The 25,449-nt window shown below is 70.3% G+C and carries 26 protein-coding genes, 1 tRNA gene and 1 pseudogene; 18 read left to right on the top strand and 10 right to left on the bottom strand.

Annotated features, from left to right (window positions below; genetic code table 11):
- Positions 1 to 29: 29 nt before the first annotated feature.
- A complete protein-coding gene (locus tag Q7X29_RS24755) occupies positions 30 to 1,229 on the top strand; it encodes a winged helix-turn-helix domain-containing protein (protein WP_316575510.1) in 1,200 nt (399 codons plus the stop codon).
- Between the two features lie 4 nt (positions 1,230 to 1,233).
- Here the strand turns inward: Q7X29_RS24755 and Q7X29_RS24750 are convergent, their stop codons facing one another.
- Complete coding sequence (locus tag Q7X29_RS24750) at positions 1,234 to 1,680, bottom strand: toxin-antitoxin system HicB family antitoxin (RefSeq protein WP_218717786.1); 447 nt, start codon at positions 1,678 to 1,680, stop codon at positions 1,234 to 1,236.
- 149 nt (positions 1,681 to 1,829) lie between these two features.
- Between Q7X29_RS24750 and dapA the strand changes: the two genes are divergently transcribed.
- Positions 1,830 to 2,738, top strand: coding sequence for a 4-hydroxy-tetrahydrodipicolinate synthase (dapA, locus tag Q7X29_RS24745; RefSeq protein ID WP_218717787.1), 909 nt, complete (start codon positions 1,830 to 1,832; stop codon positions 2,736 to 2,738).
- The gene (locus Q7X29_RS24740) at positions 2,735 to 4,774 is read left to right on the top strand and encodes a ribonuclease J (RefSeq protein WP_316575509.1); all 2,040 of its coding nucleotides are present in this window, start codon (positions 2,735 to 2,737) and stop codon (positions 4,772 to 4,774) included. The genes dapA and Q7X29_RS24740 overlap by 4 nt, the downstream gene beginning before the upstream one ends.
- Before the next feature lie 58 nt (positions 4,775 to 4,832).
- Here the strand turns inward: Q7X29_RS24740 and Q7X29_RS24735 are convergent, their stop codons facing one another.
- The gene (locus Q7X29_RS24735) at positions 4,833 to 5,387 is read right to left on the bottom strand and encodes a hypothetical protein (protein ID WP_316575508.1); all 555 of its coding nucleotides are present in this window, start codon (positions 5,385 to 5,387) and stop codon (positions 4,833 to 4,835) included.
- A 37-nt stretch (positions 5,388 to 5,424) separates the two neighbouring features.
- Positions 5,425 to 5,808, bottom strand: a complete 384-nt coding sequence (locus Q7X29_RS24730; protein WP_218717789.1) for a DUF4189 domain-containing protein — start codon at positions 5,806 to 5,808, stop codon at positions 5,425 to 5,427.
- 297 nt (positions 5,809 to 6,105) lie between these two features.
- Here Q7X29_RS24730 and Q7X29_RS24725 point away from each other — a divergent pair, with 297 nt between their 5' ends.
- Positions 6,106 to 8,667, top strand: coding sequence for a DNA translocase FtsK (locus Q7X29_RS24725; RefSeq protein ID WP_316575507.1), 2,562 nt, complete (start codon positions 6,106 to 6,108; stop codon positions 8,665 to 8,667).
- 161 nt (positions 8,668 to 8,828) lie between these two features.
- Here the strand turns inward: Q7X29_RS24725 and Q7X29_RS24720 are convergent.
- Positions 8,829 to 8,902 (bottom strand) — tRNA-Leu (locus tag Q7X29_RS24720).
- A gap of 425 nt (positions 8,903 to 9,327) precedes the next feature.
- On the opposite strand from Q7X29_RS24720, the gene Q7X29_RS24715 reads away from it, so the two are divergent.
- Positions 9,328 to 10,308, top strand: coding sequence for a TerC family protein (locus Q7X29_RS24715; RefSeq protein ID WP_218717791.1), 981 nt, complete (start codon positions 9,328 to 9,330; stop codon positions 10,306 to 10,308).
- A 57-nt stretch (positions 10,309 to 10,365) separates the two neighbouring features.
- Here Q7X29_RS24715 and Q7X29_RS24710 read toward each other — a convergent pair whose 3' ends face one another.
- Both Q7X29_RS24710 and Q7X29_RS24705 read right to left on the bottom strand, forming a co-directional pair.
- A complete protein-coding gene (locus Q7X29_RS24710) occupies positions 10,366 to 10,650 on the bottom strand; it encodes a YciI family protein (protein ID WP_218717792.1) in 285 nt (94 codons plus the stop codon).
- A 36-nt stretch (positions 10,651 to 10,686) separates the two neighbouring features.
- Positions 10,687 to 11,322, bottom strand: coding sequence for an amino-acid N-acetyltransferase (locus Q7X29_RS24705; protein WP_255587521.1), 636 nt, complete (start codon positions 11,320 to 11,322; stop codon positions 10,687 to 10,689).
- 256 nt (positions 11,323 to 11,578) lie between these two features.
- Here Q7X29_RS24705 and pgsA point away from each other — a divergent pair, with 256 nt between their 5' ends.
- The 5 genes from pgsA (at position 11,579) to pspM (ending at position 15,308) form a co-directional block, all read left to right on the top strand.
- A complete protein-coding gene (gene pgsA / locus Q7X29_RS24700) occupies positions 11,579 to 12,235 on the top strand; it encodes a CDP-diacylglycerol--glycerol-3-phosphate 3-phosphatidyltransferase (RefSeq protein ID WP_218717793.1) in 657 nt (218 codons plus the stop codon).
- Positions 12,232 to 12,723, top strand: coding sequence for a CinA family protein (locus Q7X29_RS24695; protein WP_218717794.1), 492 nt, complete (start codon positions 12,232 to 12,234; stop codon positions 12,721 to 12,723). Before pgsA ends, Q7X29_RS24695 begins: the two co-directional genes overlap by 4 nt.
- 91 nt (positions 12,724 to 12,814) lie before the next feature.
- A complete protein-coding gene (locus tag Q7X29_RS24690; protein ID WP_316575506.1) occupies positions 12,815 to 13,267 on the top strand; it encodes a helix-turn-helix domain-containing protein in 453 nt (150 codons plus the stop codon).
- 195 nt (positions 13,268 to 13,462) lie between these two features.
- Positions 13,463 to 14,287: a PspA/IM30 family protein gene (locus Q7X29_RS24685; protein ID WP_218716456.1), complete on the top strand. Its 825-nt coding sequence runs from the start codon at positions 13,463 to 13,465 to the stop codon at positions 14,285 to 14,287.
- Positions 14,288 to 14,453: 166 nt separating this feature from the next.
- Positions 14,454 to 15,308, top strand: coding sequence for a phage shock envelope stress response protein PspM (gene pspM / locus Q7X29_RS24680; protein ID WP_255586907.1), 855 nt, complete (start codon positions 14,454 to 14,456; stop codon positions 15,306 to 15,308).
- 48 nt (positions 15,309 to 15,356) lie between these two features.
- Here pspM and Q7X29_RS24675 read toward each other — a convergent pair whose 3' ends face one another.
- Both Q7X29_RS24675 and Q7X29_RS24670 read right to left on the bottom strand, forming a co-directional pair.
- The gene (locus Q7X29_RS24675) at positions 15,357 to 16,844 is read right to left on the bottom strand and encodes a carboxylesterase/lipase family protein (RefSeq protein ID WP_316575505.1); all 1,488 of its coding nucleotides are present in this window, start codon (positions 16,842 to 16,844) and stop codon (positions 15,357 to 15,359) included.
- A 72-nt stretch (positions 16,845 to 16,916) separates the two neighbouring features.
- Entirely contained in the window at positions 16,917 to 17,612 is a 696-nt protein-coding gene (locus tag Q7X29_RS24670) for a maleylpyruvate isomerase family mycothiol-dependent enzyme (RefSeq protein ID WP_218716458.1), read from the bottom strand.
- Positions 17,613 to 17,785: 173 nt separating this feature from the next.
- On the opposite strand from Q7X29_RS24670, the gene Q7X29_RS24665 reads away from it, so the two are divergent.
- Together Q7X29_RS24665 and Q7X29_RS24660 are read left to right on the top strand one after the other, a co-directional pair.
- A complete protein-coding gene (locus tag Q7X29_RS24665) occupies positions 17,786 to 17,959 on the top strand; it encodes a hypothetical protein (protein WP_218716459.1) in 174 nt (57 codons plus the stop codon).
- Between the two features lie 28 nt (positions 17,960 to 17,987).
- Positions 17,988 to 18,698 (top strand): PIG-L deacetylase family protein, encoded by a 711-nt coding sequence (locus tag Q7X29_RS24660; RefSeq protein WP_218716460.1) that lies wholly within the window; start codon positions 17,988 to 17,990, stop codon positions 18,696 to 18,698.
- Here the strand turns inward: Q7X29_RS24660 and Q7X29_RS24655 are convergent.
- The gene (locus Q7X29_RS24655; protein ID WP_316575504.1) at positions 18,623 to 19,330 is read right to left on the bottom strand and encodes an HD domain-containing protein; all 708 of its coding nucleotides are present in this window, start codon (positions 19,328 to 19,330) and stop codon (positions 18,623 to 18,625) included. The two genes, Q7X29_RS24660 and Q7X29_RS24655, sit on opposite strands and share 76 nt — an antisense overlap.
- A gap of 127 nt (positions 19,331 to 19,457) precedes the next feature.
- Here Q7X29_RS24655 and Q7X29_RS24650 point away from each other — a divergent pair, with 127 nt between their 5' ends.
- The 3 genes from Q7X29_RS24650 (at position 19,458) to Q7X29_RS24640 (ending at position 22,111) form a co-directional block, all read left to right on the top strand.
- Positions 19,458 to 20,609, top strand: a complete 1,152-nt coding sequence (locus Q7X29_RS24650) for a glycosyltransferase (RefSeq protein ID WP_218716462.1) — start codon at positions 19,458 to 19,460, stop codon at positions 20,607 to 20,609.
- Between the two features lie 76 nt (positions 20,610 to 20,685).
- The gene (locus Q7X29_RS24645) at positions 20,686 to 20,877 is read left to right on the top strand and encodes a DUF3046 domain-containing protein (protein WP_218716463.1); all 192 of its coding nucleotides are present in this window, start codon (positions 20,686 to 20,688) and stop codon (positions 20,875 to 20,877) included.
- Between the two features lie 7 nt (positions 20,878 to 20,884).
- Positions 20,885 to 22,111: a phosphotransferase gene (locus Q7X29_RS24640; RefSeq protein WP_316575503.1), complete on the top strand. Its 1,227-nt coding sequence runs from the start codon at positions 20,885 to 20,887 to the stop codon at positions 22,109 to 22,111.
- Positions 22,112 to 22,124: 13 nt separating this feature from the next.
- Here Q7X29_RS24640 and Q7X29_RS24635 read toward each other — a convergent pair whose 3' ends face one another.
- Positions 22,125 to 22,640, bottom strand: a complete 516-nt coding sequence (locus Q7X29_RS24635; RefSeq protein WP_218716465.1) for a CGNR zinc finger domain-containing protein — start codon at positions 22,638 to 22,640, stop codon at positions 22,125 to 22,127.
- 127 nt (positions 22,641 to 22,767) lie between these two features.
- Between Q7X29_RS24635 and Q7X29_RS24630 the strand changes: the two genes are divergently transcribed.
- The 3 genes and pseudogenes from Q7X29_RS24630 to Q7X29_RS33125 all read left to right on the top strand — a co-directional run.
- Positions 22,768 to 23,217 (top strand): nuclear transport factor 2 family protein, encoded by a 450-nt coding sequence (locus Q7X29_RS24630; RefSeq protein ID WP_316575502.1) that lies wholly within the window; start codon positions 22,768 to 22,770, stop codon positions 23,215 to 23,217.
- A 178-nt stretch (positions 23,218 to 23,395) separates the two neighbouring features.
- Complete coding sequence (recA, locus tag Q7X29_RS24625; RefSeq protein WP_189024126.1) at positions 23,396 to 24,433, top strand: recombinase RecA; 1,038 nt, start codon at positions 23,396 to 23,398, stop codon at positions 24,431 to 24,433.
- Between the two features lie 420 nt (positions 24,434 to 24,853).
- Positions 24,854 to 25,396, top strand: a pseudogene (locus tag Q7X29_RS33125) (regulatory protein RecX); the annotation flags it as partial.
- Positions 25,397 to 25,449: the final 53 nt, after the last annotated feature.

Genomic DNA, 25,449 nt, shown 5'->3' with positions numbered 1-25,449 from the left:
CTGTCGTACCCCTGTGTCAGGCTGAGGGAATGCAGCGGATGAATGCGGCGACGGCCCGGCGGATCGCGCTGGCCGCGCAGGGTTTCGGCAAACGTCGCCCGGCCAACCCGAACCGGCGCTCCGTCCTCGACGTCGTCGCCAGAACCCGTCTGCTGCAATTGGATTCGGTCTCGGCGGTGGTGCGCGCGCACTACGCGCCGGTGTTCAGCCGGATCGGTCCCTACGACCGCACGCTGCTGGAGAAGGCGGCATGGAGCGACAGCCCGCGGGCCCGGCGCGGCCTGGTCGAGTACTGGGCGCACGAGGCGGCGCTCATCCCGGTCGCGGACTGGCCGCTGCTGCGCTGGCGGATGGCCGAGTACCGGCACGGGCGGTGGTCGGGCATGCGCAAGGTCATCGAACGAAATCCGACCCTGGGCAAGGACATCCTCGATGTCGTCACCGAGGTCGGCGCGTCCAGCGCGGGCGAGATCGAACGTCATCTGGAGCTGGACAAACCGCGCCCCAAGGGCACCTGGTGGAATCTGAGCGATACCAAGATGGTGTGCGAGCAGCTCTTCGCCGCCGGCGAGCTGTCCATCGCGCGCCGGGCCGGGTTCACCCGCCAGTACGACCTGACCGAACGCGTCGTTCCGGCCGATGTCCTGGACCGCGAGATCGGCGAGGACGAGGCCGTCCGCGAGCTGCTGCGCCGGTCCGCCCGCGCGCTCGGCATCGGCACCGAGCCCGACCTGCGCGACTACTACCGCCTGAACCGGCGCCAGAGCGCCCCCGCCATCGCCGATCTCGTCGACGCGGGCGAGTTGATTCCGGTCGACGTCGACGGCTGGGATGCGCCCGCCTACCTGCATCCGGAGGCGAGCACCCCGCGCCGGATCACCGGCGCCGCCCTGCTGTGCCCGTTCGACCCGCTGATCTTCTTCCGCCCACGCACGCAGCGGATCTTCGACTTCCACTACCGCATCGAGATCTACACGCCGGAACCCCAACGGGTGCACGGCTATTACGTCTTCCCGTTCCTGCTCGACGGTGCGCTCGTCGGCCGGGTCGACCTGCGCGCCGAGCGGGGCAGCGGCAGGCTGCTCGCGCCCGGCGCGTTCGCCGAACCGGGCTACGCGACGGCCGAGACCGCGCACGCGTTGCGCGGCGCGCTGCGGGAGATGGCCGACTGGCTCGAACTCGACGACGTCGTCATCGGCGAGCGCGGCGACCTGGCCCCGCTGCTGTGACCGGCTACCAGCCCTTCGGGCCCTGGCCGCGCATCTGATCGCGCAGTGTGTTGGTGACCGCGCCCGAGAGCCAGGAGTTCAGCGACTGCCCGTTCTGCGCCGCCGCCTCCTCGGCCTTGGACTTGAGCTGTTCGACCAGGCGCAGGGTGACGCGGCTGATGTCACCGGTCATCTCCTCGAAGGTCGGCGGTTCCTCCGCGCCCGACGGCGTGTTCTTGCGCACGTCGGCCACCGCGTCGGTGCCGTCGAGGCGGACGTGCACGGTGCGGTCGCCGAGTTCGGTGCTGATCTCCGCGGCCAGCTCCGACAGTGCCGACAGCAACACGAGCCTGCTCGAACTCTCCACCGCGGCGGCCAGTGCGGCGGCGGTGGCCTGCGTTTTCTCGTCGCCGAGTGCGGCGGCGGCGATCAGTTCCTCGCGCAGCCGCGCGGTGTGAGCGTTCAGATCCATGACATCAGTGTGGCGTCATATCTGACATCACGCAAGGATGGTCGTGATGTCACCCCGGACGGGGGGTGACGGCGAAAAACACCCACCGGCAGCCGGATCGGCCGCTAGGGTGTCGAGGCTCATCTGGCGACCGGGTAGCCTTTCTGACCATGACGAACGGTGAATCGACGCCAACGGAGCTGCACGCGTCCGGCACGGTAGGTGTCGCGATGGTGACCCCCTTCAGCGCTGCGGGCAAGCTCGACGTCGATGCCGGTGTTGCTCTGGCCGCGCGCCTGGTGGACCGCGGCGTCGATCTGCTGGCCATCTCGGGGACCACCGGTGAGTCGCCGACCACCACCGAGACCGAGAAGGCCGAGCTGCTGCGCGCCGTCGTCGACGCGGTCGGCGATCGCGCCACCGTGATCGCGGGCGCGGGCACCTACGACACCGCCCACTCGATCGAACTGGCGCGCGCCGCCGAGAACGCCGGCGCGCACGGCCTGCTCGTGGTGACCCCGTACTACTCGCGCCCCACGCAGGAGGGCCTGCTCGCGCACTTCACCGCGGTCGCCGACGCCACCTCGCTGCCGGTGACCCTCTACGACATTCCACCGCGGTCGATCGTGCCGATCGCCATCGACACGATCCGCCGCCTCGCCGACCATCCGAACATCGTCGCGGTGAAGGACGCCAAGGGTGACCTGGTCTCCGGCGCCGATCTCATCGCGACCACCGGTCTGGCGTTCTACTCCGGCGACGACGGCCTCAACCTGCCCTGGCTCTCGGTCGGCGCCACCGGATTCATCAGCGTCATCGGGCACGTCGTGCCCGAACGCCTGCGCGAGATCCACCAGGCCTACACAGCCGGTGACGTGGCCAGGGCCAGAGAGATCAACGCGACACTGTTGCCGCTGTTCGCGGCCATGACCCGCCTGGGAGGTGTGGCGATGTGCAAGGGAGCTCTTCGATTGCTCGGTGTCGATGTGGGGGAACCCCGGTTGCCCCAGCTGATGCCGACGCAGGCGCAGCTCGACGCGCTGGCGCTGGATCTGCAGGCCGCGGGGGTGTCGGCATGACCGAACCCACCGCTCGCAAGCCGCGTCGCCGGTCCGCCTCTCGCGCCGCCGGCGCGCCCGAACCCACCCCGGTCGAGCAGGTCGCGCCGCCGAAGCAGGCCGCCCCGGCCACCGAACCGGTCGCCGAGATCGTCGCCGAGGCGAACCTGGTCGGTGATGCCGAGGTGGGCACCGATCTGATCAGCGTCGCCGAGGAGCAGGCCACCGCGCCGAAGAAGGCGACCTCGCGCCGCGCCAAGAGCAAGCCCGCCGCCGAGCAGGCCCCGCAGCAGCAGTCCCGTGGCGGCGGCGGCCGTGGCCGGCAGGGCGGCGGCCGTGGCCGGGGTTCCGCGCCCGTGGCCGAGCCGCGCGAGAAGGCGCCCCAGGACCGGCTCGGCGCCCCGCCGAAGCTGCCCAAGAACGGCCTGCGGGTGTTCGCGCTCGGCGGCATCGGCGAAATCGGCCGCAACATGACCGTGTTCGAGTACGACGGCAAGCTGTTGATCGTCGACTGCGGTGTGCTGTTCCCCGAGGACCAGCAGCCCGGCGTCGACCTGATCCTGCCCGACTTCCGGCCCATCGAGGACCGGATGGACGACATCGTCGCCATCGTGCTCACCCACGGTCACGAGGACCACATCGGCGCGGTGCCGTTCCTGCTGCGCAACCGTCCCGACATCCCCGTGATCGGCGCGCGGTTCACCCTCGCGCTGGTCGCCGCCAAGTGCCGTGAGCACCGGCTGCAGCCCAAGCTCATGGAGGTCGCCGAGGGCGAGACCACCGTGCACGGCCCGTTCGAGTGCGAGTACTTCGCGGTCAACCACTCGATCCCCGACGCCATCGCGGTCGCCATCCGCACCAAGGCGGGCGTCGTGCTGCACACCGGTGACATCAAGCTCGACCAGCTGCCGCTCGACGGCCGCCTGACCGACCTGGCCGGCTTCTCCCGCCTCGGCGACGAGGGCGTCGACCTGTTCCTGGTCGACTCCACCAACGCCGAGGTCCCCGGCTTCGTCACTCCCGAGCGCGAGATCGGCGGGGTGCTCGACAATGTCATCGGCAAGGCGCGCAACCGCGTCATCGTCGCCTCCTTCGCCAGCCACGTGCACCGCATCCAGCAGGTCGTCGACGTGGCACAGAAGTACAACCGCAAGGTCTGCTTCGTCGGCCGCTCGATGGTGCGCAACATGCAGATCGCCCAGGATCTGGGCTATCTGACGGTGCCCGACAACGTGGTCGTCGAGATGGACCAGGCCGCGAACCTGCCCGGCAACCGCCTGGTGCTGATCTCCACCGGTTCCCAGGGCGAACCGCTCTCGGCGCTGGCCCGGATGGCGCGCGGTGACCACCGCCAGATCAACATCCGCGCCGACGACCTGATCGTGCTGGCCTCCTCGCTGATCCCCGGCAACGAGAACTCGGTGTTCGCGGTGGTCAACGGCCTGGCCCGGCTCGGCGCCACGGTCATCACCCAGCAGAACGCGAAGGTGCACGTCTCCGGTCACGCCTCGGCCGGTGAGCTGCTGTACCTGTACAACGCGGTGCGCCCGACCAACGCCATGCCCGTGCACGGCGAATGGCGGCACCTGCGCGCCAACGCCGCGCTCGCGGTGGCCACCGGCGTGCCGGAGGAGCGGGTCGTGCTGGCCGAGGACGGCGTGGTGGTCGACCTGGTCGACGGCATCGCCTCCATCGTCGGCCGGGTCCCGGTCGGGCACGTCTACGTCGACGGGCTCTCGGTCGGCGACGTCGGCGAGTCGACCCTGTCGGACCGCCTGGTCCTGGGCGAGGGCGGTTTCATCTCGATCACCGTCGTCATCGACTCGACCACGGGCAAGGCCGTCAGCACCGAGCTCAACGGCCGCGGCTTCTCCGACGACCCGACCGCGCTCAACGGCGCGAACGAGCTGGTGGAGTCCGAGCTGCTGCGGCTGGCGGGCGAGGGCATCACCGACACCCACCGCATCGCCCAGGGCGTGCGCCGGGTGGTCGGCCGCTGGGTCGCCGACACCTACCGTCGCCGTCCGATGATCGTGCCGACGGTCATCGGCGTCTGACCCTTCCGAGACCGACAACCGCCGGGCGACACTGTCGCCCGGCGGTTGTCGTCGCGGGTCAGGCCTGGCAGGCCGCGGAGTCGAGCTTGGCCGACTTCACGATGTTGCAGGCGAAGGTGTGCGAGACCTTCCAGGAATCGTCCTCGGCGACGAAGTCGACGAAGGCGTCCTGCACCGGCTTGCCGTCGATGGTGACATCGGCGTCGGCCTTGAGCTTGCCGTCGGCGGGCTCGCCGACCTTGGTGATCGCGACGGTCACCTTGTTCTTGTTCGCGGCGTCGACGAACTTGTCGACCAGCATCGGATCCTGATCGGCGTCCTCGATGTAGGTCTTCTTCTCGTCGCCGGTGAGCTTGCCCGCCAGCGCCTTGTTGATCCGGCTGTTCAGTTCCTCGGCGGTCGGCTTGGGCAGGTTGGGCGGGGTGGTGACCGCGAGGTCGCCGCCTTCTTCCTTGCCCTGCTTGGTATTGCCCGATTCGAAGGCGCCGCCCGCGGCGGTCGTGCTGCTCGCGCCCGTGCTCGACGAGCCCGAATCGCTGCTGCACGCGCTGAGCCCGAGCGCCGCGACGATCGCGACGAGGGCGGTGGCGGTCTTCAGTGGACGGTTGGTCACTACAACTCCCCAGATACTGTTCTCGATACGGGTCGGGCTAGAGCTGGTAACCGCTGGTGCAGTTCCAGTGCTTGATGCTGGCGTTGCCCGGATTGTTGTTCAGCGCTTCGCGTTTGGCGCCGCCGATGGTCGAGGCCGAGCCGTAGCTCCACCAGCCGCGCGAGATCGCGATGGCGCCGCAGCCGTTGCGATACGACACCTTCACATCGCACCCGCCGCCGCCTCCGCCGCGCCGGCATGCCGCCATCGCGCCTGCCTCCGCCTCGGCATAGCTGCCGTAGTCGGTGGCGTACCCGTAGACCCCCGGTTTGATCGATACCGCGATGGCACCGTAATTGCTCGACTGCGCCTGGGCCGGAGCGATGTGCCCCGCGAACAACGCCGCGGTGGTGGCACCGAGCACGGCCGCGCTGGTGAGCATTCTCTTCACTTGTTGCTTCCCCTTCGTAAGCACGGGTCAACCGACCCGATGGAGCGCAGTCAACGTACCGAGCGGCACCTCGCGCGCGCCAGCCGTAGCGCCGCCTACAGGCCGAAATACAGGAGTTCGGTAAGGATTCGACAAGTCCGGGCCCGCGAAACGCGGTCGCGCGCGAGTTTTCCCCACGCTGACCGGGGGCCCGCGACCTGCGCCTGCGGGTGAGATCACCGTCGCAACCGGGGTGGGACCAGTGTTGCGGATGGTCCGGACGGGGCCTGAGCGGCTAGCCTGATGGTCATGGCAGGTAAGTCCCGCAGCACCACGACCTCTCGGGCGCGGGCGGGATCGAGCCGGGGGCAGACGCCGCCGCCGCGATCTCGCTCGACGACTCCGCGAGCGTCGGCGGCGCCACGCGGGCGTACCGCCCCCGCGCGCAGGCCGGTCAAACGCGCGTCGAACACCGCGCCGCTGGCGGTGATCGGGCGCGGCGTCGGCAGCGGCTGGACCATGCTGGCGCGCGGCGTCGGCGCCACGACCCGCACGCTGAGCCGCGCCGGGGAGATCGAGCACGGACACCGGCGCGACGGCATCGGTCTGGCGCTCATCGCGGTGAGCGCGGTCATCGCCGCCGCCATGTGGCTCTCGGCGGGCGGACCCGTCGGCCGTTTCCTCGAAGACGTCGTGCGCGCCGTCGCGGGTACCGCGGGCGGACTGGCTCCGCTGTTGTTCATCGCCCTCGCCGTGGTGCTCATGCGCACCGAGCCGCATCCGGAGATCCGGCCCCGGCTGGTGCTGGGCGGCCTGCTCGTCGTGCTGCCCGCCCTCGGCATCTGGCATCTGGCCGCCGGGTCGCCCGCCGACGCGCACGGGCGTTCGCGGGCGGCGGGCCTCCTCGGCTACGCCGTCGGCGGTCCGCTCGGGCAGGGGCTCACGCCCTGGCTGGCGCTACCGATTCTGTTGCTGGCCATGGTGTTCGGTGTCCTGCTGCTCACCGGGACCACGGTGCGCGAGGTGCCAACGGCGCTGCGGGAGTACTTCGGCCTCGGCGAGCACGACGGCGACGACGATCCCTACGACCCGGCCAACTACGACGACGACGGTTTCCCGCTGCACCGCGACCGGACCCGTCGCCGTGGCCGTACCCCCGACGACAACTACCCGCCCGACGAGTTCGGCGGCTCCGACGCGCTCACCGAATCGCTGGGCGAACCCCCGCTGCGCGAAGCCAAGCAGCTGCGCCTCGACGAGGAACCGCCCGCGCCCGCGCCCGCCCCGAAGCCGGCGCGCAAGCGCCCGCCCGCCAAGGTCGTCGACCAGACCCCGCCCGCCCCGCCGGAGCCGGAGTTCGTCACCGACCGGGTCGTCGACGGTGACTACACCCTGCCGCCGCTGACCCTGCTGCTCGACGGTGAACCGCCCAAGAAGCGTTCGGCCGCCAACGAATCGATGATCGAGGCGATCACCGAGGTGCTGGTGCAGTTCAAGATCGACGCCGCGGTCACCGGTTTCGTGCGCGGCCCGACGGTCACCCGCTACGAGGTGGAGCTGGGCCCCGGCGTCAAGGTCGAGAAGATCACCGCGCTGGCCCGCAACCTCGCCTACGCGGTCGCGACCGAGAACGTGCGCCTGCTCGCGCCGATTCCCGGCAAGTCCGCGGTCGGCATCGAGGTGCCCAACTCCGACCGCGAACTGGTGCGCCTGGCCGACGTGCTCAAGTCGCCGCACACCCGCAACGACCATCACCCGCTGGTGATCGGGCTCGGCAAGAACATCGAGGGCGAGTTCGTCTCGGCGAACCTGGCCAAGATGCCCCACCTGCTGGTGGCCGGTTCCACCGGTTCCGGTAAGTCGAGTTTCGTGAACTCGATGCTGATCTCGCTGCTGCACCGGGCCACCCCGGAAGAGGTCAGGATGATCCTGATCGACCCGAAGATGGTGGAACTCACGCCGTACGAGGGCATTCCGCACCTGATCACGCCCATCATCACCCAGCCGAAGAAGGCCGCCGCCGCGCTGGCCTGGCTGGTCGAGGAGATGGAACAGCGCTATCAGGACATGCAGGCCAACAAGGTCCGCCACATCGACGACTTCAACAAGAAGGTGAAGTCGGGCCAGATCACCGCGCCGCTGGGCAGCGAGCGGGTCTACCGCCCGTATCCGTACATCCTGGCGATCGTCGACGAGCTCGCCGACCTCATGATGACTGCCCCGCGCGACGTCGAGGACGCGATCGTGCGGATCACCCAGAAGGCCCGCGCCGCGGGCATCCACCTGGTGCTGGCGACCCAGCGCCCGTCGGTGGACGTCGTGACCGGCCTGATCAAGACCAACGTCCCCTCGCGGCTGGCCTTCGCGACCTCGTCGCTGACCGACTCGCGCGTCATCCTGGATCAGCCGGGCGCGGAGAAGCTGATCGGCATGGGCGACGGCCTGTTCCTGCCGATGGGCGCGGGCAAGCCGACCCGTCTGCAGGGCGCGTTCATCTCCGACGAGGAGATCCACGCGGTCGTCGAGTTCAGCAAGACCCAGGCCGAGCCCGAGTACCAGGAGGGCGTCACGGCCGCCAAGGCCGGCGAGGTCAAGGACGTCGACCCCGACATCGGCGACGACATGGACGTGCTGTTGCAGGCCGTGGAGCTGGTGGTCACCTCGCAGTTCGGCTCCACCTCGATGCTGCAGCGCAAGCTGCGCGTCGGCTTCGCCAAGGCGGGCCGGTTGATGGACCTGATGGAGACGCGCGGCGTCGTCGGCCCCAGCGAGGGTTCCAAGGCGCGCGACGTGCTGATCAAGCCCGACGAGCTGGACGGACTGCTGTGGTCGATCCGGGGTGGCGACCCCGGCGGCGCCGAGGACGAGTAGGTCGAACGCACGCCGGTCGGCGCGCGATACTGGTTTGCTCTGACCGTGCCGGGAGTAGACGGCGACGAACGAGGAGGGACCGTGGCTCACCGCGGAGTCGAACCGCGCGGGACGGGCCTCGACAGCCCGTCGGCACCTGCGTGAGCCGGGAGTGTGGACGGTTCCCTCGGCGAGAGTCGAACTCGCACTTGCCGGTACCTGAGACCGGTGCCTCTGCCAGTTGGGCTACGAGGGAATGGGTGATCGCCCCGGACCGCGCAGGGCGGGCAGGGGTACGCGGGCGCTCGGCCCGAGGGTGGGGGAGGGGTGCCTAGCGGCCTAGGGCCGGACGATGCCGGTCAGCAGTCGCCGCGGGCGCTCGAAAAGCGCTGCGGCCGCACGGCACCCAGGGGTAGCCGGTGCATCTCGACACGGCGTTCGTACTTCGCGGTGGATCCGTTCACGGCTAGCTCCTCTCGGGGTACCGATGGGGTGACGATGCGTCGACGGTAGCAGCGCACGGCGTTCGGCGAAACGGATTTTTCCGACGCGCCGACCGGCCCGTGCGCAGGTCACGGTGCCTGTGTGTGAAATCATGACGAGCAAGCGTTCCGCAAAGCCGACTGAAACGGACATTTCGGGCATGATGGACGACATGAACTTCATCGATCGGACCACCACATGCAGGTGACCACGCTCGAGTGGGTGATCACCGGTGTGGTGATCCTCGCCTTGTTCGTCTTCGACTTCTTCGCCCACGTCCGCACACCGCACGAGCCGACCTTCAAGGAATCGGGCTTCTGGTCGGCCGTCTACATCGGCCTGGCACTGCTGTTCGGCCTCTTCGTCGCCTGGAAATGGGGCGGCACCTACGCCGGGGAGTACTACGCGGGCTTCGTCACCGAGAAGGCCCTCTCGGTGGACAACCTGTTCATCTTCCTCATCATCATGAGCACCTTCGCGGTGCCGCGGATCTATCAGCAGAAGGTGCTGCTCATCGGCATCGTGCTGGCGCTGGTGATGCGCGGTGCGTTCATCGCCGTCGGCGCGGCCGCGATCAGCGCGTTCAGCTGGGTGTTCTACCTGTTCGGCGCGTTCCTGATCTACACCGCGGTGAACCTGCTGCGCGAGAGCGGACACGAGGTCGAGCACGAACAGCAACGTGACAGCCGCATCGTGGCGCTGGCCAAGCGGATCCTGCCCACCACCGATCAGTACGACGGCGACAAACTCGTCACCCGGATCGATGGCAAACGCGTGGTGACCCCGCTGCTGCTGGCGCTGCTGGCCATCGGCTTCGCCGACCTGCTCTTCGCCCTGGACTCGATTCCGGCCATCTACGGCCTCACCGAGCAGCCCTATCTGGTGTTCACCGCCAACGCCTTCGCACTGATGGGCCTGCGCCAGCTGTTCTTCCTCATCGGCGGCCTGCTCGACCGCCTGGTGTACCTGTCCTACGGCCTGGCCGCCATCCTGGCGTTCATCGGCGTCAAACTGGTGCTGCACGCCCTGCACGAGAACACGCTGCCGTTCATCAACGGCGGTGAGCATGTGAGCGTGCCGGAGATCTCCACCGTGTTCTCGCTGAGCGTGATCATCGGCATCCTGGTGATCGCCACGGTGGCGAGCCTGCTCAAGACCCGCCGCACCACCTCCTCCTGACCGCGCACTGCCCCGGAACCGTCGTGGTGTCCGGGGCAGTGCTGTGTCAGCGGGCGCTCACTCGGCGAAGGCGCCCATCACCGGCAGCCATTCGACGACGCGCACGGCCTCGATGAGGTCCAGCTTCGCGAACGGGTCCTCGGTCAGCAGCGTGGTCAGCGACGGCGCGTCCTCGGCCCGGAAGATCAGCAGCGCGCCGGTACCGTCCGGGTACGGGCCGCTGGTGAGCACCGTGCCCGCGTCGACGAGCGCGTTGAGCCACCCGCGATGCTCGGGGCGGTGCGTGGCCCGCTCGGCGGCGGTGGCCTCGGTGTAGGTGTAGTGGACGGCGAAGATCGGCACGGTCGATCACTTTCTCGCGGTGGGCTTGCGGACAGGTCAGAGAGTCAGCAGCATGCGGGTGTTGCCGAGGGTGTTCGGCTTGACGTAGCTCAGGTCGAGGAACTCCGCGACGCCGGTGTCGTAGGACCGGCACATCTCCGCGTACACCTCGGCGGTGACGGGCGTGCCGTCGATCTCGACGAAACCGTGCCTGCCGAAGAAGTCCACCTCGAAGGTCAGCACGAACAGTCGCTGCAGCTGCAATTCGCGCGCGACCGCGACCAGTCGATCGACGACGGCGCCGCCGACGCCGCGGCCCTTCACCACCGGATCGACGGCGACCGTGCGCACCTCGCCCAGATCGGCCCACAGCACGTGCAGCGCGCCGCAGCCGACGACGCGGCCCTCGAGCTCGGCCACCCAGAACTCCTGGACGGACTCGTACAGGGTGACCAGATTCTTCTCCAGCAGGATGCGACCCGCGTACTCGTCGACCAGACGCTTGATCTCGGGGACGTCCGAGGTTCGGGCTCGTCGCACGACGACGTCGGTGTTCCCGGCGGCGGAAGCGGAGCGCGACCACGCAGGGCCCTCGGAGACACCGCGATCGGACACCGCGGAAACAGGCGCCACAGAGGGCGCGGCGGGATGCGCGTCGCTGGTCGAACCACCCAGTGGTCCCCGTGAGGTCATGGGGTGCACAGTAGTCGGCCGGGTTACCGATAGTCTGAACATGTGCCGCACATCCTGTCGTTCCGCTCACCGCATCGCGCCGGGCTCGACGACCGGATCGGACGGCATTGCCCGCGCGAGCAAACCGCGCGCGAAACGGGTGGATTTCGGCGCAGTGCCGGTGAGTGCCGAGAGGGCGGGGCATGAGAGGTCAGCGCGCGGAGGAGGCAGCCTGCGTAACCACGGAGAGCGCCCGAGCAGGCCGGATGGACGCAGCATGAGCGTGCGACCCGAGGAGATCGACCGTGGGTGGGAGAGGCCCGCGCCACCGCGCACGGCGCCCGACCGTGCCGAGGCGCAGGTCCCGGTGCTCAATATCGCGAACGTGCTGACCATCGCGCGGATCGTGCTGGTCCCGCTGTTCGTGCTGGCGCTGTTCGCCGAAGGCGGGCACGACACCCGCTGGCGGATCATCGCGGCGGCGGTGTTCGGGCTGGCGGCGATCACCGATCGCTTCGACGGGCAACTGGCCCGCAAATACGGTTTGGTGACCGATTTCGGCAAGCTGGCCGACCCCATCGCGGACAAGGCGCTGATCGGTTCGGCGCTGATCGGGCTCTCGGTCCTGGGTGATCTGCCTTGGTGGATCACCGCGGTCATCGTGGGACGCGAACTCGGCATCACCGTGCTGCGGCTCATAGTGGTCCGGCGCGGGGTGATCCCGGCGGGTCGCGGCGGCAAGCTCAAGACCCTGGTGCAGTCGATCGCCATCGCGCTGCTGCTGTTGCCGCTGTCGGGCGCCTTCGCCACCGCGGGCATGGTGCTGATGTACGCGGCCGTCGCGCTGACGGTGATCACCGGCCTGGACTACGTCGGCCAGGCGGCCCGCCTGTGGCTGGCGGGAGGACGCGCGCGCGGCGAGTCCCGCTCGTGACCGATCCGCTCGTCGACGGGGCGCCGGTCGCCGAACTGGTCCGGGCGCTGGCCGCGGCCGGTCAGACCGTCGCCACCGCCGAATCGCTGACCGCGGGCCTGCTGGCCGCCACCGTGGCCGGGGTGCCGGGCGCGAGCGCGGTGCTGCGGGGTGGCCTGATCGTGTACGCCACCGACCTGAAAAGCCGCCTGGCCTGCGTCGACGACGACATCCTCCGGGTCGACGGCCCGGTCGCCGCCTCGACCGCCGAGCAACTCGCGGTGGGGGCCAGACAGCGCTGTGGCGCCGACTGGGGTGTGGGTCTGACCGGCGTCGCCGGACCCGATTCCCAGGACGGGCACCCGGTCGGGACGGTATACCTCGGATTGGCCGGTCCACGGCACAGTGAAGTGGTCCGGTTGAAACTCGACGGCGACCGGTGGACGATCAGGATCGGTGCGGTGCACAGCGCGGTGCGGGAGTTGCTGCGCTGTGTGACGACGAACTAGCCGCGTCCGGGAACCACCGGCCGATGCTCGACGTTGTGCCAGAAAGAGGTGAGCACCGCTGCGGCGGTGACACGAGGTGGAGGAGAACGAGATGACGCTGCTGCGGGAGGCAATCGGGGACAGTCTGCGGCGTGCGCGTCTCGCCCAGCATCGAACGCTGCGCGAGGTGTCGACCTCGGCGCGTGTGAGCCTCGGCTATCTGTCGGAAGTGGAGCGCGGCCGCAAGGAAGCCTCCAGTGAACTGCTCGCCGCCATCTGCGAGGCACTGGACGTGCCGCTGTCGCGGGTGCTGTGGGACGTGAGCACCATCATGGCCGGCGCGGATGGCTCCGCGCCGCGCGAGCCCGCGCTGACCGGCCCCGCCGCCGAGCGTGAGGCCGCCCCGGCCGAACCCGCCCCCGCCGAACCCGCCGCCGCGCCGGAGGCCGGCGCCGCGGCGAGCATGTCGGCCGAACAGGGCGCCCGGATCGGCATCGCCGAGGACACCCGGATCGTCATCCCGGCGCCCAGGGCCGAGATGCTGGTACTGGTGAAGGGAATGTGACGCGGCGAACCACGTGCTCGACGGGCGAGACGCTGCGCACTGTTGGTGAGAACGGATAGATTCTCATCAGGCGTCGATCGGGCCGGTCGCACCGGCCCGGGTGCCGCATGGTGAAGGATAAGCACATATCTGGTGCGTGACGGTCGCGCACCACCAGTCGCACGAGCGACGCACAGATGGAGGCGGGATCAATCGATGGCTAATCCGTTCGTGAAGGCCTGGAAGTACATGATGGCCCTCTTCGACTCCAAGATCGAGGAGCATGCGGATCCGAAGGTCCAGATTCAGCAGGCTATCGAGGAGGCGCAGCGTCAGCACCAGGCGCTGTCGCAGCAGGCAGCGTCGGTGATCGGCAACCAGCGTCAGCTGGAGATGAAGCTGAACCGCCAGCTCGACGAGGTCGAGAAGCTCAACGCCAACGCCCGTCAGGCCGTCACCCTGGCCGATCAGGCGGCCGCTGCGGGCGACACCGAGAAGGCGATCCAGTACACCAACGCCGCCGAGGCGTTCGCCGCCCAGCTGGTCACCGCCGAGCAGTCGGTGGAAGACCTCAAGGTGCTGCACGACCAGTCCCTGCAGGCCGCCGCACAGGCCAAGAAGGCGGTCGAGCAGAACGCGATGATGTTGCAGCAGAAGGTGGCCGAGCGCACCAAGCTGCTCAGCCAGCTCGAGCAGGCCAAGATGCAGGAGCAGGTCTCGGCCTCGCTGCAGCAGATGGACTCCACTCTGTCGGCACCCGGCTCCACCCCCAGCCTCGACGCGGTGCGCGACAAGATCGAGCGTCGCTACGCCAACGCGCTCGGTGCCGCCGAGCTGGCGCAGAACACGGTGCAGGGCCGCATGATGGAGGTCCAGCAGGCCAGCATCCAGATGGCGGGCCACAGCAAGCTCGAGCAGATCCGGGCCTCGATGCGCGGTGACGCGCTGCCCACCGGCAACAACGCCGCGGCGATCGATCCGGCGCAGCAGCAACCCGCGCAGGCGCCGCAGATCAACAAGGGCCAGGCGGCCCAGCAGTAGGTCGGCGCGCAGGCGCGCGGGTTCGCGGCCCTGGGGTCGCCGGTAGGCATCGACCGGCGACCCGGTCGGCGTTTTCGGTCGCCGCTTCCCGGGTCGCGGGCGCGTGATGGTGGGAACTTGTCGTCGTCTGCTGCGACACTGGTCCGTGGCGACGAAAGGATGAGGGATGAGCGGGAGAACACGGCGCGAGCGAGCCGAGATCATCGATCCGGCGCAGCTGGTGCGAACCACCGCGACCGGCGGTGTGCCCGCGACCCTGCGCGAGGTCGGTGAGCAGGCGATGGTGGCCGTGCGTCGCTGGGCCGATCCGCGCGAACGGGAGTTGCGTCGACGCCGGCGTGCTCGCCGGCGCAGTTTCCAGCTCGGCACCGCCTCGGGCATCACCACCGTCGGCGCGGTCGGCCTGGCCGTGGTGTCGGCGCCGGCCTGGGCGGTCGTCGTGATCGGCGGTGGCGCGGTCGCTTTCGTGACCGGGACCGCCTTGAGCGCGCGCCGGTATCTGCAGTTGCGCGGTCAGCCGTTGCCGCAGGCGGCCTTCGTCGCCCGCAAGACCCCGGGGCTGCGCTCGGTGGCCCGCGGTCCGATTCAGCGGTTGATCCGCGCCGAACGCGCGTTGCACGGACTCGGCACCCAGATCGCCCGCACCCGGCGACTGCCCGAGGACGAACTGCGCGATCTGCTCGAGACGGCCCGCTCCGGCGCGGCCGCGCTGCACGCGCTGGCCACCGACATCGTGGCGATGGAACAGGCCGCCGACACGGTCGGACGAGCCAACCCCGAGACCGTCGCCGCGCTGAAAGTCACCGTCAACGGGGTGCTCGCGCGCCTGGAGACCGGCGTCATGGAGTACGAACAGCTCGTCGCCGCGGCGGCGCGCATTCTGGCCGTCCCCGAGGACACAGTGGTGGCCTACCAGTTCAACGGCATCGTCGCCGATCTGCGCGAGGCCGCCGACCGGCTCGACGGCTGGGCGCAGGCGCTCACCGACCTGGCCGACCGTCCCGTCCCCGGTCCGCGCTAGTCCGAACGCGGACAACGCCTTCCGGCCCCGACGCCTTCCGGCCTCGGGTCAGGCGATGGTCTGGCGCAGGGCGTCGAGTTCGGCCGAGCGCGGATTCTCCACCGTCGACGACGCGGGGGCGTCGAAGATCCGCACCCGCTTGCGCTCGCTGTCGAACGCCGCCCACCCCGGGTCGCCGTCGGTCGCGAACTTCACCCAGGCCGCGTGGATTTCGTCGGCCAGTGCCTGCGGCGGGTGCGGGCCGGTCAGCGAGTGCGCCCCGGCGAGCGCGTCGAAGACGAACGGGACCTCGAGCACGTGGCAGGCACCCAGGCCGGGAAGATCGGTGGGCCAGGCGAATTCGTAGACATGGGTGGGTGCGCCCACGGCGTTGGCCTCGGCGAAGTCGACCGTGCCCGCTCGGAAGCACCAGTCGGTCAGGATCGCGTTGAAGATCTCGGCCGGGGTGGCATCGGGGCGCTGCGCCGAATACGTCTGCGCCACCGCGGGATCGATCCCGTAGCGGGTGAGCACGAACGGCAGGGTGTCGGCGGTGACGGCGGCGGTGATGCCGGTCGGGACGGTGAAGAACCGGAACTCGTCGGCGGTGGTGCCGGCGATGAGCGGCACCGCACGGTCAGGGTCGGCGGCCAGCACCGCCGTCGGCGCGCCGGGGAGAATGTCGTCGTCGATCACCGGGAACAGGCTCATGATGCCCATGCCCTGCTCGATCACCGAGGCGCCCCAGCGCTGCGGGTCGGGGTCGGTCATCACCGCGAGGGCGACCGCGTTCTGCGCGGTGCGTAATGCGTCGGGACCGAGCTCGCCGAAATCGGCGGCGGTCGGGGCTATCCCGAGTTCCGCGGCCAGCGCGGCGGCCACCGTGCGCGCGTCCTGCGCGTCGGCGGCGACCGCGCCGTTGCCGCTCTGCATGATCGCCCGGCGGAACAGTCCGCTCGACTGCGGCGCGGCGATCAGCGCCGCCACGCTCATCCCGCCCGCCGACTCACCGAAGACGGTCACATTGTCCGGATCGCCACCGAAGGCGGCGATGTTGTCGCGCACCCAGCGCAGCGCGAAGAGTTGGTCGTGCAGACCGCGATTGAGCGGGGCGCCGTCCAGCGCGGCGAACCCGGAGATCCCGAGCCGGTAGTTGATCGATACCAGCACCACGCCGTCGCGCGCGAAGGCCGTGCCGTCGTAGATGGCGCGCGCGTTCGATCCGCGCACGAACGCGCCGCCGTGGATCCATACCAGGACCGGCAGCCCGCTCGCGCCCGGATCCGGCGTCCAGACGTTCGCGTTGAGGTACTCGTCGCCGGGAATGCCGTCGCTGCCGATCAGCGCGTGGATCGGCGCCGGATACGGCGACTGGACGCAGGTCGCGCCCATCTGCGTCGCCTCGCGCACGTCATCCCAGGCGGGCGCGGGTTCGGGCAGCTGGAAGCGTTTCGCGCCGACCGGGGCCGCCGCGTAGGGCACCCCGAGAAAACGGGTGACACCCGATTCGGTCCGGCCGCGCACCGCGCCGCCGGCGATCCTGACGATGGGTTCCATGGACTTCTCCTCGCTGACGCCCCGATTATGGGCGCGTGCCCCGGTCGGCGTCAGTCGTTCGGCCTGCAGCGGCTAGGGGACCAGCGGCCCAGCCAGTATTCGGCGGCCCGCCGAGCTGTCGCCGGTCCAGGTCAGTGCGGGATCGGAGGCAGGTCGGCGCGCCCACAGCGCGAGCAGCAGATCCGACGCGGTGCCCGCGAGCTCGGCAACCGGTTCACCCGGACCGTAGGTCCAGCTGCCGTCGGTGTCGGTGGCGCGCAGTCGCAGGGCGACCTCCGGCGCGGTGGCCAGGCCGCGGTGGATCATCCGCGGCGCGAAGAGCTCGAAGACCTCGTCGATGCCGTCGACCGCGAGCTCAGGGTCGAACGGCGCGGCCGTGCCGAGCGCGGCGTGGCCGTCCCACAGGTGCATGAGCGTCTCGTGTGTGCGTCGGCGGCGCCAGAACCCCACCGTGCGGGGCATGGTGCGGGTGAAAGTCCACGCCTCTCGGTCCGGATCGGCCGACAGCGCGGTGACCAGGGCGTCCGCGGTGGCTTCGTACCAATCACGCAGTGCCGCGATGTCCTTCGGCGCGGGATCGCCCTCGTCGTCGCCGCGCAGTTCGGTCACCGCGGTGACGACCCACATGTTCCCGCGGCCGACATGGTCGACGAGGTCGTAGAGCGTCCAGCTGCCGCAGGAAGGGACCGGAGTGGCGAGGTCGGCGTCCGCGGTGACGAATTCTCCGAAGGAGGTGAGCCCCGCGCGCAGCACAGCCAGGTAGTCCATACCGCCCACGGTAGTCGCCGCGCGGGCGGGCGATGCGCTGATCCGGCCTCGGGGTGAACCCTGAGATCGCCCCCGATTTCCATGCTGACCTGGTGATTTATCGGATCGTGGGTGGGAGCATCGAAGGTGTCGGATCGCCGGAGGGCGGTCACGGAACTGGCGAGGAGCACATCATGGTCTGGAAAGTCATCGGCATCGTCGTGGTCGCGTTGATCGCGTTCTGGATCATCGGGGCGCTGATCGAGGCGCTGTTGCCGGTCCTGGTGATCGCCGCGATCGGTACCGGGGTGTACCTGCTGTACAAGGCGGTGTCCGGGTCCGACAAGACCACGCTGACCAAGCCGTGATCGCGGCGTCTGCGCTTAGCATGGCCGGGTGGAACAGATACCCGAGGACTGGCAGCGCGGACTGGTGATCGTCGCGCATCCCGACGACATCGAATACGGTGCGGCCGCCGCGGTCGCGCGGTGGACCGGACAGGGCAAGGACATCCGCTATCTGCTCGTCACCCGCGGCGAGGCGGGCATCGCGGGCATGCCGCCCGCACAGGCCGGGCCGCTGCGGGAGATCGAGGAGCTCGCGGGCGCGCGGGAGGTGGGTGTGCACACCGTCGAATTCCTCGACCACCCCGACGGGCGGATCGAGGAGGGCCTGGCGCTGCGGCGGGAACTGGCCGCCGCGATCCGCAGGCATCGCCCGGAAATGGTGGTGCTGTTCAACTTCGGTGACACCTGGGCGCCCGGCATGGTCAACAGCGCCGATCATCGGGCGGTGGGCCGCTCGGCGATGGACGCCGTCTCCGACGCGGGCAACGAATGGATCTTCCCCGAGATCGCCGACCTGGCACCGTGGTCGGCGCGCTGGGCCGCCGTGGTCGGTCCGGTCATGACCCACGCGGTGGACGTCGGCGAACAGCTGGACAAGGCGCGGGCCTCGCTCGCGGCGCACCGGCGCTACCTCCAGGTACTCAGCCCGGTGCCGGTCGAGCAGCAGGTGGACGAGATCGTCTCCTACGCAACGGGTCCCAAGGACGGATTCCCCGCCGCGCACGCGGTCGGGTTCGAACTGTTCACCTTCGCGGGCTGATTCGACGCGGCGACGCGCTCGACCGTCGGCCGCCAATCCCACAGCGGCGCCACGGACAAGCCGACGACCTTGCCCGCGTCGTCGGCGCGGCGCAACGCGAGTGCGGCGGCGAAATCCGGGTCGGCGCGGAAGGCCCGCGCCTCCTCCGGGGACATCGGCCCGCCCTGCGCGACGAGGGTGCGCAGGCTCGAGGCGGACAAGCCAGCGGCGTGCGCCGGATCCGTGGCGACCAGAAAGCGTTTCGCGACCACGTGCAACTCCACCAGGCGCGCGACCCGCTCACCGAGCAGCGCCCGCACCGCGTCTGCGCCGTGGCGGCCGTGACCCGCGTCGTCACCGGGGACCAGGACGTGGCCGATGTCGTGGACCAGGCCCGAGACCTGGAGTTCCGGGTCGTCGGGGTGGTCGCGGCGCAGCAGTTCGGCGCACTGGCGGTCGTGATCGAGGATGTCGACCGGATCGCCGGTGCGGTCGGCGGTGTCCCAGGCGTCCGCGCAGCGGGCGAGCAGCGCGAACAGGGCGTCGACGGTCGTGATCGCGCCGCTGGAGACCGGTGGGCGGATGGTGTCGTGATCGTCTGCCCGGTCGAGGTCGCCCGCGTCCGGGTCGGGGGTGGGGATTTCGGGCCGCACGGCGGGGTCACTCCTCGCGATTCGACGGGCAACCGGCTGCGCCCGGGTCTCGTCGTGACGGTAGCCGACCAGCCGGTAGCAGGCTGGGCACGGCGAACCATGCCGAGCGATATGGCACGCTGGCGACATGCGAGTAGCTGTGGTGGCCGGGCCCGATCCAGGGCATGCGTTTCCCGCGATCGCGTTGTGTCTGCGATTGCTCGCCGCGGGCGACGAGCCGGTGCTGTTCACCGGCCCGCGCTGGCTCGACGCGGCCAGAGCCGCTGGCATCAGTGTGCGCAGGCTCAAGGGTCTCGCGCCGCGCCCCACCGACAACGACGCCGACGCGGGCGCGCGCATCCACGAGCGCGCCGCCCATATCGCGACCGAGAACCTGCCCGAGCTCGGCGCGATGCTGCCGGACCTGGTCGTCTCGGACGTGCTCACGGCGGGCGGCGGGATGGCGGCCGAACGACTCGGCCTGCCGTGGGTCGAACTGTCCCCGCATCCGCTGTATCTGCCTTCGAAAGCGTTGCCGCCGATCGGCAGTGGGCTCGCGCCGGGGGAGGGTGTGCGCGGCCGGGTGCGCGACGGCGTACTGCGCACGATGACCGCCCGCGCGGTCAAGGCGGGCAACCGGCAGCGCTCGGCGGCGCGCGAGAGCATCGGTCTGCCCGCCGAGGATCCCGGCCCCACCGCGCGGCTCGTCGCGACCCTGCCCGCGCTGGAGGTGGACCGGCCGGACTGGCCCGCCGACACCCACGTCGTCGGGCCGCTGCTGTGGGAACCGACCGACGCGCTCCTGCCGGTGCCGCCCGGGGACGCGCCGCTGGTGATGGTGGCGCCGTCCACCGCGCATACGGGGGTGGACGCCATGGCCGACACCGTGCTGGCCGGACTGGCCGGGCTCGGCGTGCGCGCGGCCGTCTCGATGCTCGACACCCCACCTGCGGACCTGCCCGACTGGGCGAGTGCCGGACTGGGACGCCAGGACGTCCTGCTCACCGAGGCCGCGGTGGTCGTCGGCGGGGGCGGCCACGGCCTGCTCGCGAAATCCCTGGCCGCCGGCGTGCCGGTGGTGACCGTGCCCGGCGGCGGGGACCAGTGGGAACTGGCCAATCGTGCGGTGCGCCAGGGGAGTTCGGTGCTGGTGCGCCCGCTGACACCCGAGGCGGTCGGCGCCGCGGTGCGCCAGGTGCTCGACGACCCGGCCTACGCGGCCGCGGCCCGCCGGGCCGCTGCCGGGCAGGCCGAGGTCGAGGATCCGGTGGAGATCTGTCACAAGGCCGCGACGCGCTGACGCCGCCGGATCGGGCGGTGGGGTCCGCCACCGGCGGCTCTGTCGGGTGTCGCCGAGCGCGAGTATCTTGGGCAGCGTGCGGTTGACCGAATTCCAGGAGCTGATGCACACCGAGTTCGGCGTGGCGCGCGCCGACGCCATGCTGGCCGATCACGTGATACCGGCGCTCGGGCGGACCGGTGCCGCCGCGATCGAGGCGGGCGTCGACCCGCGAGACGTGTGGCGCGCCCTCTGCGCCGACTTCGATGTTCCCCGAACCCGATGGTGAGCAGGTCATGGCTGTGACAGCGCAGAATCCGGACACCCGGCCGTATCGGTTCGACGAGCGGCTGCGGATGATCCCGGTCGACCCGGAGACCCTCGCGGCCAGGGTCGCGGTCGCCGATCCCCACGATTTCGGCGGTCTGCGCCGGCTCGGCATCGCGCTGATGCTGCTCGGGCGCCACGACGAGGCTCTCGACCGGCTCGACCAGGCGCTGGAGCTGGCCGATACCGAACGGCGCCGGATCACCGTGTGGATCAACCTCGCCGACGTGTACCGCTACCAGGGCGAGCCCGCGCCCGCCGAGATCCTGTACCGGCGCGCCCTCGATGCCAGCTGCGCGCTCGATCCGGAGCTGGTCTCCTTCGCCGCCCATCACCTGGGTAAGTCGCTGGCCGAGCAGCATCGGCCGCGGGAGGCGCGGGAGCTGCTCAACGAGGCGATGCGGCTGCGGGTGGCCGACGGCGATTCCGAACTCATCGAGTCCACCCGCGCGGCCCTGGACCACCTCGACGAACTGGCCCTGCCGCTGCCGCCCCCGGTCGCCGAGCTGCTCGGGCCGGTGCCCGCGTGGTCGGACGAGCACGCGGGCCGCGGCGGTAACCTCGTGCGCTCGGGCGGGTACTGGATCAAGCGCGGGCCGCGCGCGGTCGCCGAGCACGATCGGCTGAACTGGTTGCGCGACAACGGCATCGCGGTGCCGACGGTGGCCGCCTTCGCCGAGGACATCCTGGTGCTGGCGGATGCCGAAGCCCGCTCGCTCACCGACCTGGCCGGTGATCCGGCCGAGGTCGGCACGGTGATGGGGCAGGCTCTGCGCGCGCTGCACGCCCTGCCGGTGACCGGTTGCCCGTTCGACGGACGCCTCGAGGTGACTCTCGCGCAGGCCCGCCGCCACGTCGTCGAAGAGTTCGTCGACACCGCCGATTTCGACGCCGACCACCGCGACCTCACGCCCGCGGCGATCCACGAGCACCTGGTGGCCCAGCGGCCGTCGGAGGAGGATCTCGTCGTCGCGCACGGCGACTTCACCCCGGGCAATGTGCTCGCCGGTGGGGTGCTGATCGATGTCGGCGGGCTGGGGGTGGCCGACCGCTATCGCGATCTCGCCCTCGCCGAACGCGACCTGGCCGAGGACTTCGGCATCGACGCGGTCGCGGCGTTCTTCACCGCCTACGGGCTGACCGGGCCCGACCGCGCCAAGCTCGAGTACTACCGGCTGCTCGACGAATTGTTCTGAGGCGCCCCGGCGCTCAGTTGGTCTTGGCGTAGTGGCGTGCGGCCTTGGTGCGGTTGCCGCAGGTCGCCATGGAATGCCAGCGCCGGGTGCCGTTCTTGGACGTGTCGTAGAAGAACAGGACACAGTCCGGGTGGGCACACTGGCGGATCCGGTGCGGCGCCTCGGCGATCAGGTGCAGCAGGTTGTCGGCGGCGAGCCAGCCCGGCAGCCAGGCCGGATCGGCCACCTCGGGGATATCGCGCGGGCCGTCGGCGGTGAGTTCCCGGCGCAGGCGGCCGCGGTCGAGGACCTGGTTGAGCGCGGTGGGGTCGGCGGTGGTGACCGCCGCGTGGACGGCGTCGCGGGCGGCGTGCAGGGCGGTCAGCGTGTGCTCGTCGGCGGGAACGCGGTCGGCGAGTCCGGTGAGCTCGAGCCACAGCCGCAGCCCGTCGAGATCGGTGAGCAGGTCACCGGGGGTGGCGCCGGCCCATCGCGTATTGAGCAGGTCCAGAGCCGGTGGTTCGCCGGTGTGCGGACGGGGATCGCGCATGCCTGAGGTTACCAACTCATCTCCTAACCACTGTCGCGATTTCACGGGTTGACGGTGTCGCCCGGCCACCCTACTGTCTAACCTGTCAACGCTGAATAGATAGTTAACATTCCGGAAGGGGTCCCCCGTGCGACCGCCACTGCCACCCTTCGACCTCGACTCCGCGCGCGCCAAGGTGCTCGCCGCCGAAAACGCCTGGAACACCCGCGATCCCGAGCGGGTCGCCGCGGCCTATACCGAGGACTCGGTGTGGCGCAACCGCGACGAGTTCTTCACCGGCCACGCCGCCATCGTCGACTTCCTGACCCGCAAGTGGGCGATCGAGAACGGCTACGCCTTGCGCAAGGATCTGTGGGCCTTCCACGACAACCACATCGCCGTGCGCTTCCAGTACGAGTGGCACGACGAGTCCGGTCAGTGGTGGCGCAGCTACGGCAACGAGCAGTGGGAGTTCGCGCCGGACGGGCGGATGGCGCGGCGCGAGGCCAGCATCAACGACGTGCGGATCGACGAATCCGAGCGCCGGATCTTCGGGCCGCGCGCCGAGGGCGACGACTCGGTGCTGCCGCAGCGGTAGCCGACGGGCCCGCGGTGCCGTCGATGTGCGCCGGGTTTGCGAGTCCTCGCGTGTTGGGCGGGCGCGTCGCTTGACTCGAATGGGTGTTCGACTAATCTGGGCGCCAGAACTTGTCGGTGCCGGCCTCTACTGTGGGCGCCAACCAGAGAGACACTCACCTCGAGAAGGGGACCACATCATGGCACCGCAGGCCTACGATCGCGACAAAGCGCTGGAGCTGGCACTGGCGCAGGTGGAGAAGAGCTTCGGCAAGGGCGCGGTCATGCGCCTGGGCGAGGAGGCCCGCCAGCCCATCTCCGTCATCCCGACCGGCTCCATCGCGCTCGACGTCGCGCTCGGCATCGGCGGGTTGCCGCGTGGTCGCGTCGTCGAGATCTACGGCCCGGAATCCTCGGGTAAGACCACCGTCGCGCTGCACGCGGTGGCCAACGCCCAGGCCGCGGGTGGCGTCGCCGCGTTCATCGACGCCGAGCACGCCCTGGACCCCGACTACGCCCGCAAGCTGGGCGTCGACACCGACGCGCTGCTGGTCTCCCAGCCCGACACCGGTGAGCAGGCGCTCGAGATCGCCGACATGCTGGTGCGTTCCGGCGCCATCGACATCATCGTCATCGACTCCGTCGCCGCCCTGGTGCCGCGCGCCGAGATCGAGGGCGAGATGGGCGACAGCCACGTCGGCCTGCAGGCCCGCCTGATGAGCCAGGCGCTGCGCAAGATGACCGGTGCGCTCAACACCTCGGGCACCACCGCCATCTTCATCAACCAGCTGCGCGAGAAGATCGGCGTCATGTTCGGCTCGCCGGAGACCACCACCGGCGGTAAGGCGCTGAAGTTCTACGCCTCGGTCCGCCTGGATGTGCGCCGCATCGAGACCCTCAAGGACGGCTCCGACGCGGTCGGCAACCGGACCCGCGTGAAGGTCGTCAAGAACAAGGTCAGCCCGCCGTTCAAGCAGGCCGAGTTCGACATCCTCTACGGCCAGGGCATCTCCAAGGAGGGCTCGCTCATCGACATGGGTGTCGAGCACGGCTTCATCCGCAAGTCGGGCTCCTGGTACACCTACGAGGGCGACCAGCTGGGCCAGGGCAAGGAGAACGCCCGCAAGTTCCTGCTGGAGAACACCGACGTGCGCGACGAGATCGAGAAGAAGATCAAGGAGAAGCTGGGCATCGGCGCCGACCTGACCGCCGAGGCCGACGCACCCGCCGACTTCTAGCCGATGGGCTCGCCGATCTCCGGCGGCCGTGCGCCTCGTGGCGGGGTGGATCCGGTCGAGGACATGCGCAGGCAGTTGGCCCGCCTCGGTATCGAGGTGGTGCCGGAAGCGCCGGAGCGGCGAGACCGCCACCGCGACAGCGCGGACACCGAACTCGTCCGGCCGGCTCGGGCACACCGGGCCGAACTGGACGCCAGGGGAATTCGGTCGGGTGCGGGCGATCCGCAGCGCGCGCACCCGACCGGATTCGCCGATGATGATCAACCACACGATTCCGCTGCGCGGACTGGGGATGATCATGAAGAGTGGGGGAGCGGGGCGCGTCCCCGTGGCGCCCGGCGCGGACGCAGGTCCGGCCGGCGCGAGAAAGACTCCCTGTCGACCGGCGTCGGTGGTGACGACGGGCGGCAGGTGGATCCGGTGGCGGCCGGATCCCAGCCGGGAGAGCCCGACAGGCGGGCCGGCACACGCCGGCTCGCCCCGGGCGACCGTCCGAAGGCGACGATCGACCAGGCCAAGGACGCCTGCCTCAATCTGCTGGCCGTGCGCGCCCGCAGCCGGGCCGAGCTGGAGAAACGTCTCGGGGAGAAGGGTTTCCGGCTCGAGGTGACCGCGGCCGCGCTCGACCGGCTCGCCGAAGTCGGCCTCGTCGACGACAGTTCCTTCGCCGAACAGTGGGTGCACGAGCGCCACACGTACTCCGGCCGGGGGAAGAGGGCCCTGCAGCGCGAACTGCGTGACAAGGGCGTCGCTCCCGCCGATGCCGAGAACGCGCTGGCGATCGTCACCGACGACGCCGAACGCGCTCGCGCCACCGACCTGGTCCGCCGCAAACTCACCACCCTGTCCCGGGACCTGGACCGCGACAAGGCCGTCCGCCGTCTCGTCGGCATGCTGGCCCGCCGCGGCTACGACCAGTCGACTGCCTTCGCCGTCGTCACCGCGGAACTCGCCGAGGCGGGATTCACCCAGGCGCCCGCGCGGCCACGCGGGGCGAGCAAGCCCGATCCGGACCC

This window comes from Nocardia canadensis, from assembly GCF_032656385.1.
Classification (GTDB): domain Bacteria; phylum Actinomycetota; class Actinomycetes; order Mycobacteriales; family Mycobacteriaceae; genus Nocardia; species Nocardia canadensis.
This window is presented reverse-complemented; position numbering and strand designations above follow the sequence as displayed.

Bases quoted from the DNA above. Each gene is read 5' to 3' on its own strand.
- Q7X29_RS24755 (WP_316575510.1), top strand. From the start codon at position 30: ATGCAGCGGATGAATGCGGCGACGGCCCGGCGGATCGCGCTGGCCGCG.
- Q7X29_RS24750 (WP_218717786.1), bottom strand. From the start codon at position 1,680: ATGGATCTGAACGCTCACACCGCGCGGCTGCGCGAGGAACTGATCGCC.
- dapA (WP_218717787.1), top strand. From the start codon at position 1,830: ATGACGAACGGTGAATCGACGCCAACGGAGCTGCACGCGTCCGGCACG.
- Q7X29_RS24740 (WP_316575509.1), top strand. From the start codon at position 2,735: ATGACCGAACCCACCGCTCGCAAGCCGCGTCGCCGGTCCGCCTCTCGC.
- Q7X29_RS24730 (WP_218717789.1), bottom strand. From the start codon at position 5,808: ATGCTCACCAGCGCGGCCGTGCTCGGTGCCACCACCGCGGCGTTGTTC.
- Q7X29_RS24725 (WP_316575507.1), top strand. From the start codon at position 6,106: ATGGCAGGTAAGTCCCGCAGCACCACGACCTCTCGGGCGCGGGCGGGA.
- Q7X29_RS24715 (WP_218717791.1), top strand. From the start codon at position 9,328: ATGCAGGTGACCACGCTCGAGTGGGTGATCACCGGTGTGGTGATCCTC.
- Q7X29_RS24705 (WP_255587521.1), bottom strand. From the start codon at position 11,322: ATGACCTCACGGGGACCACTGGGTGGTTCGACCAGCGACGCGCATCCC.
- pgsA (WP_218717793.1), top strand. From the start codon at position 11,579: ATGAGCGTGCGACCCGAGGAGATCGACCGTGGGTGGGAGAGGCCCGCG.
- Q7X29_RS24690 (WP_316575506.1), top strand. From the start codon at position 12,815: ATGACGCTGCTGCGGGAGGCAATCGGGGACAGTCTGCGGCGTGCGCGT.
- Q7X29_RS24685 (WP_218716456.1), top strand. From the start codon at position 13,463: ATGGCTAATCCGTTCGTGAAGGCCTGGAAGTACATGATGGCCCTCTTC.
- pspM (WP_255586907.1), top strand. From the start codon at position 14,454: ATGAGCGGGAGAACACGGCGCGAGCGAGCCGAGATCATCGATCCGGCG.
- Q7X29_RS24675 (WP_316575505.1), bottom strand. From the start codon at position 16,844: ATGGAACCCATCGTCAGGATCGCCGGCGGCGCGGTGCGCGGCCGGACC.
- Q7X29_RS24670 (WP_218716458.1), bottom strand. From the start codon at position 17,612: ATGGACTACCTGGCTGTGCTGCGCGCGGGGCTCACCTCCTTCGGAGAA.
- Q7X29_RS24665 (WP_218716459.1), top strand. From the start codon at position 17,786: ATGGTCTGGAAAGTCATCGGCATCGTCGTGGTCGCGTTGATCGCGTTC.
- Q7X29_RS24650 (WP_218716462.1), top strand. From the start codon at position 19,458: ATGCGAGTAGCTGTGGTGGCCGGGCCCGATCCAGGGCATGCGTTTCCC.
- Q7X29_RS24640 (WP_316575503.1), top strand. From the start codon at position 20,885: ATGGCTGTGACAGCGCAGAATCCGGACACCCGGCCGTATCGGTTCGAC.
- Q7X29_RS24635 (WP_218716465.1), bottom strand. From the start codon at position 22,640: ATGCGCGATCCCCGTCCGCACACCGGCGAACCACCGGCTCTGGACCTG.
- recA (WP_189024126.1), top strand. From the start codon at position 23,396: ATGGCACCGCAGGCCTACGATCGCGACAAAGCGCTGGAGCTGGCACTG.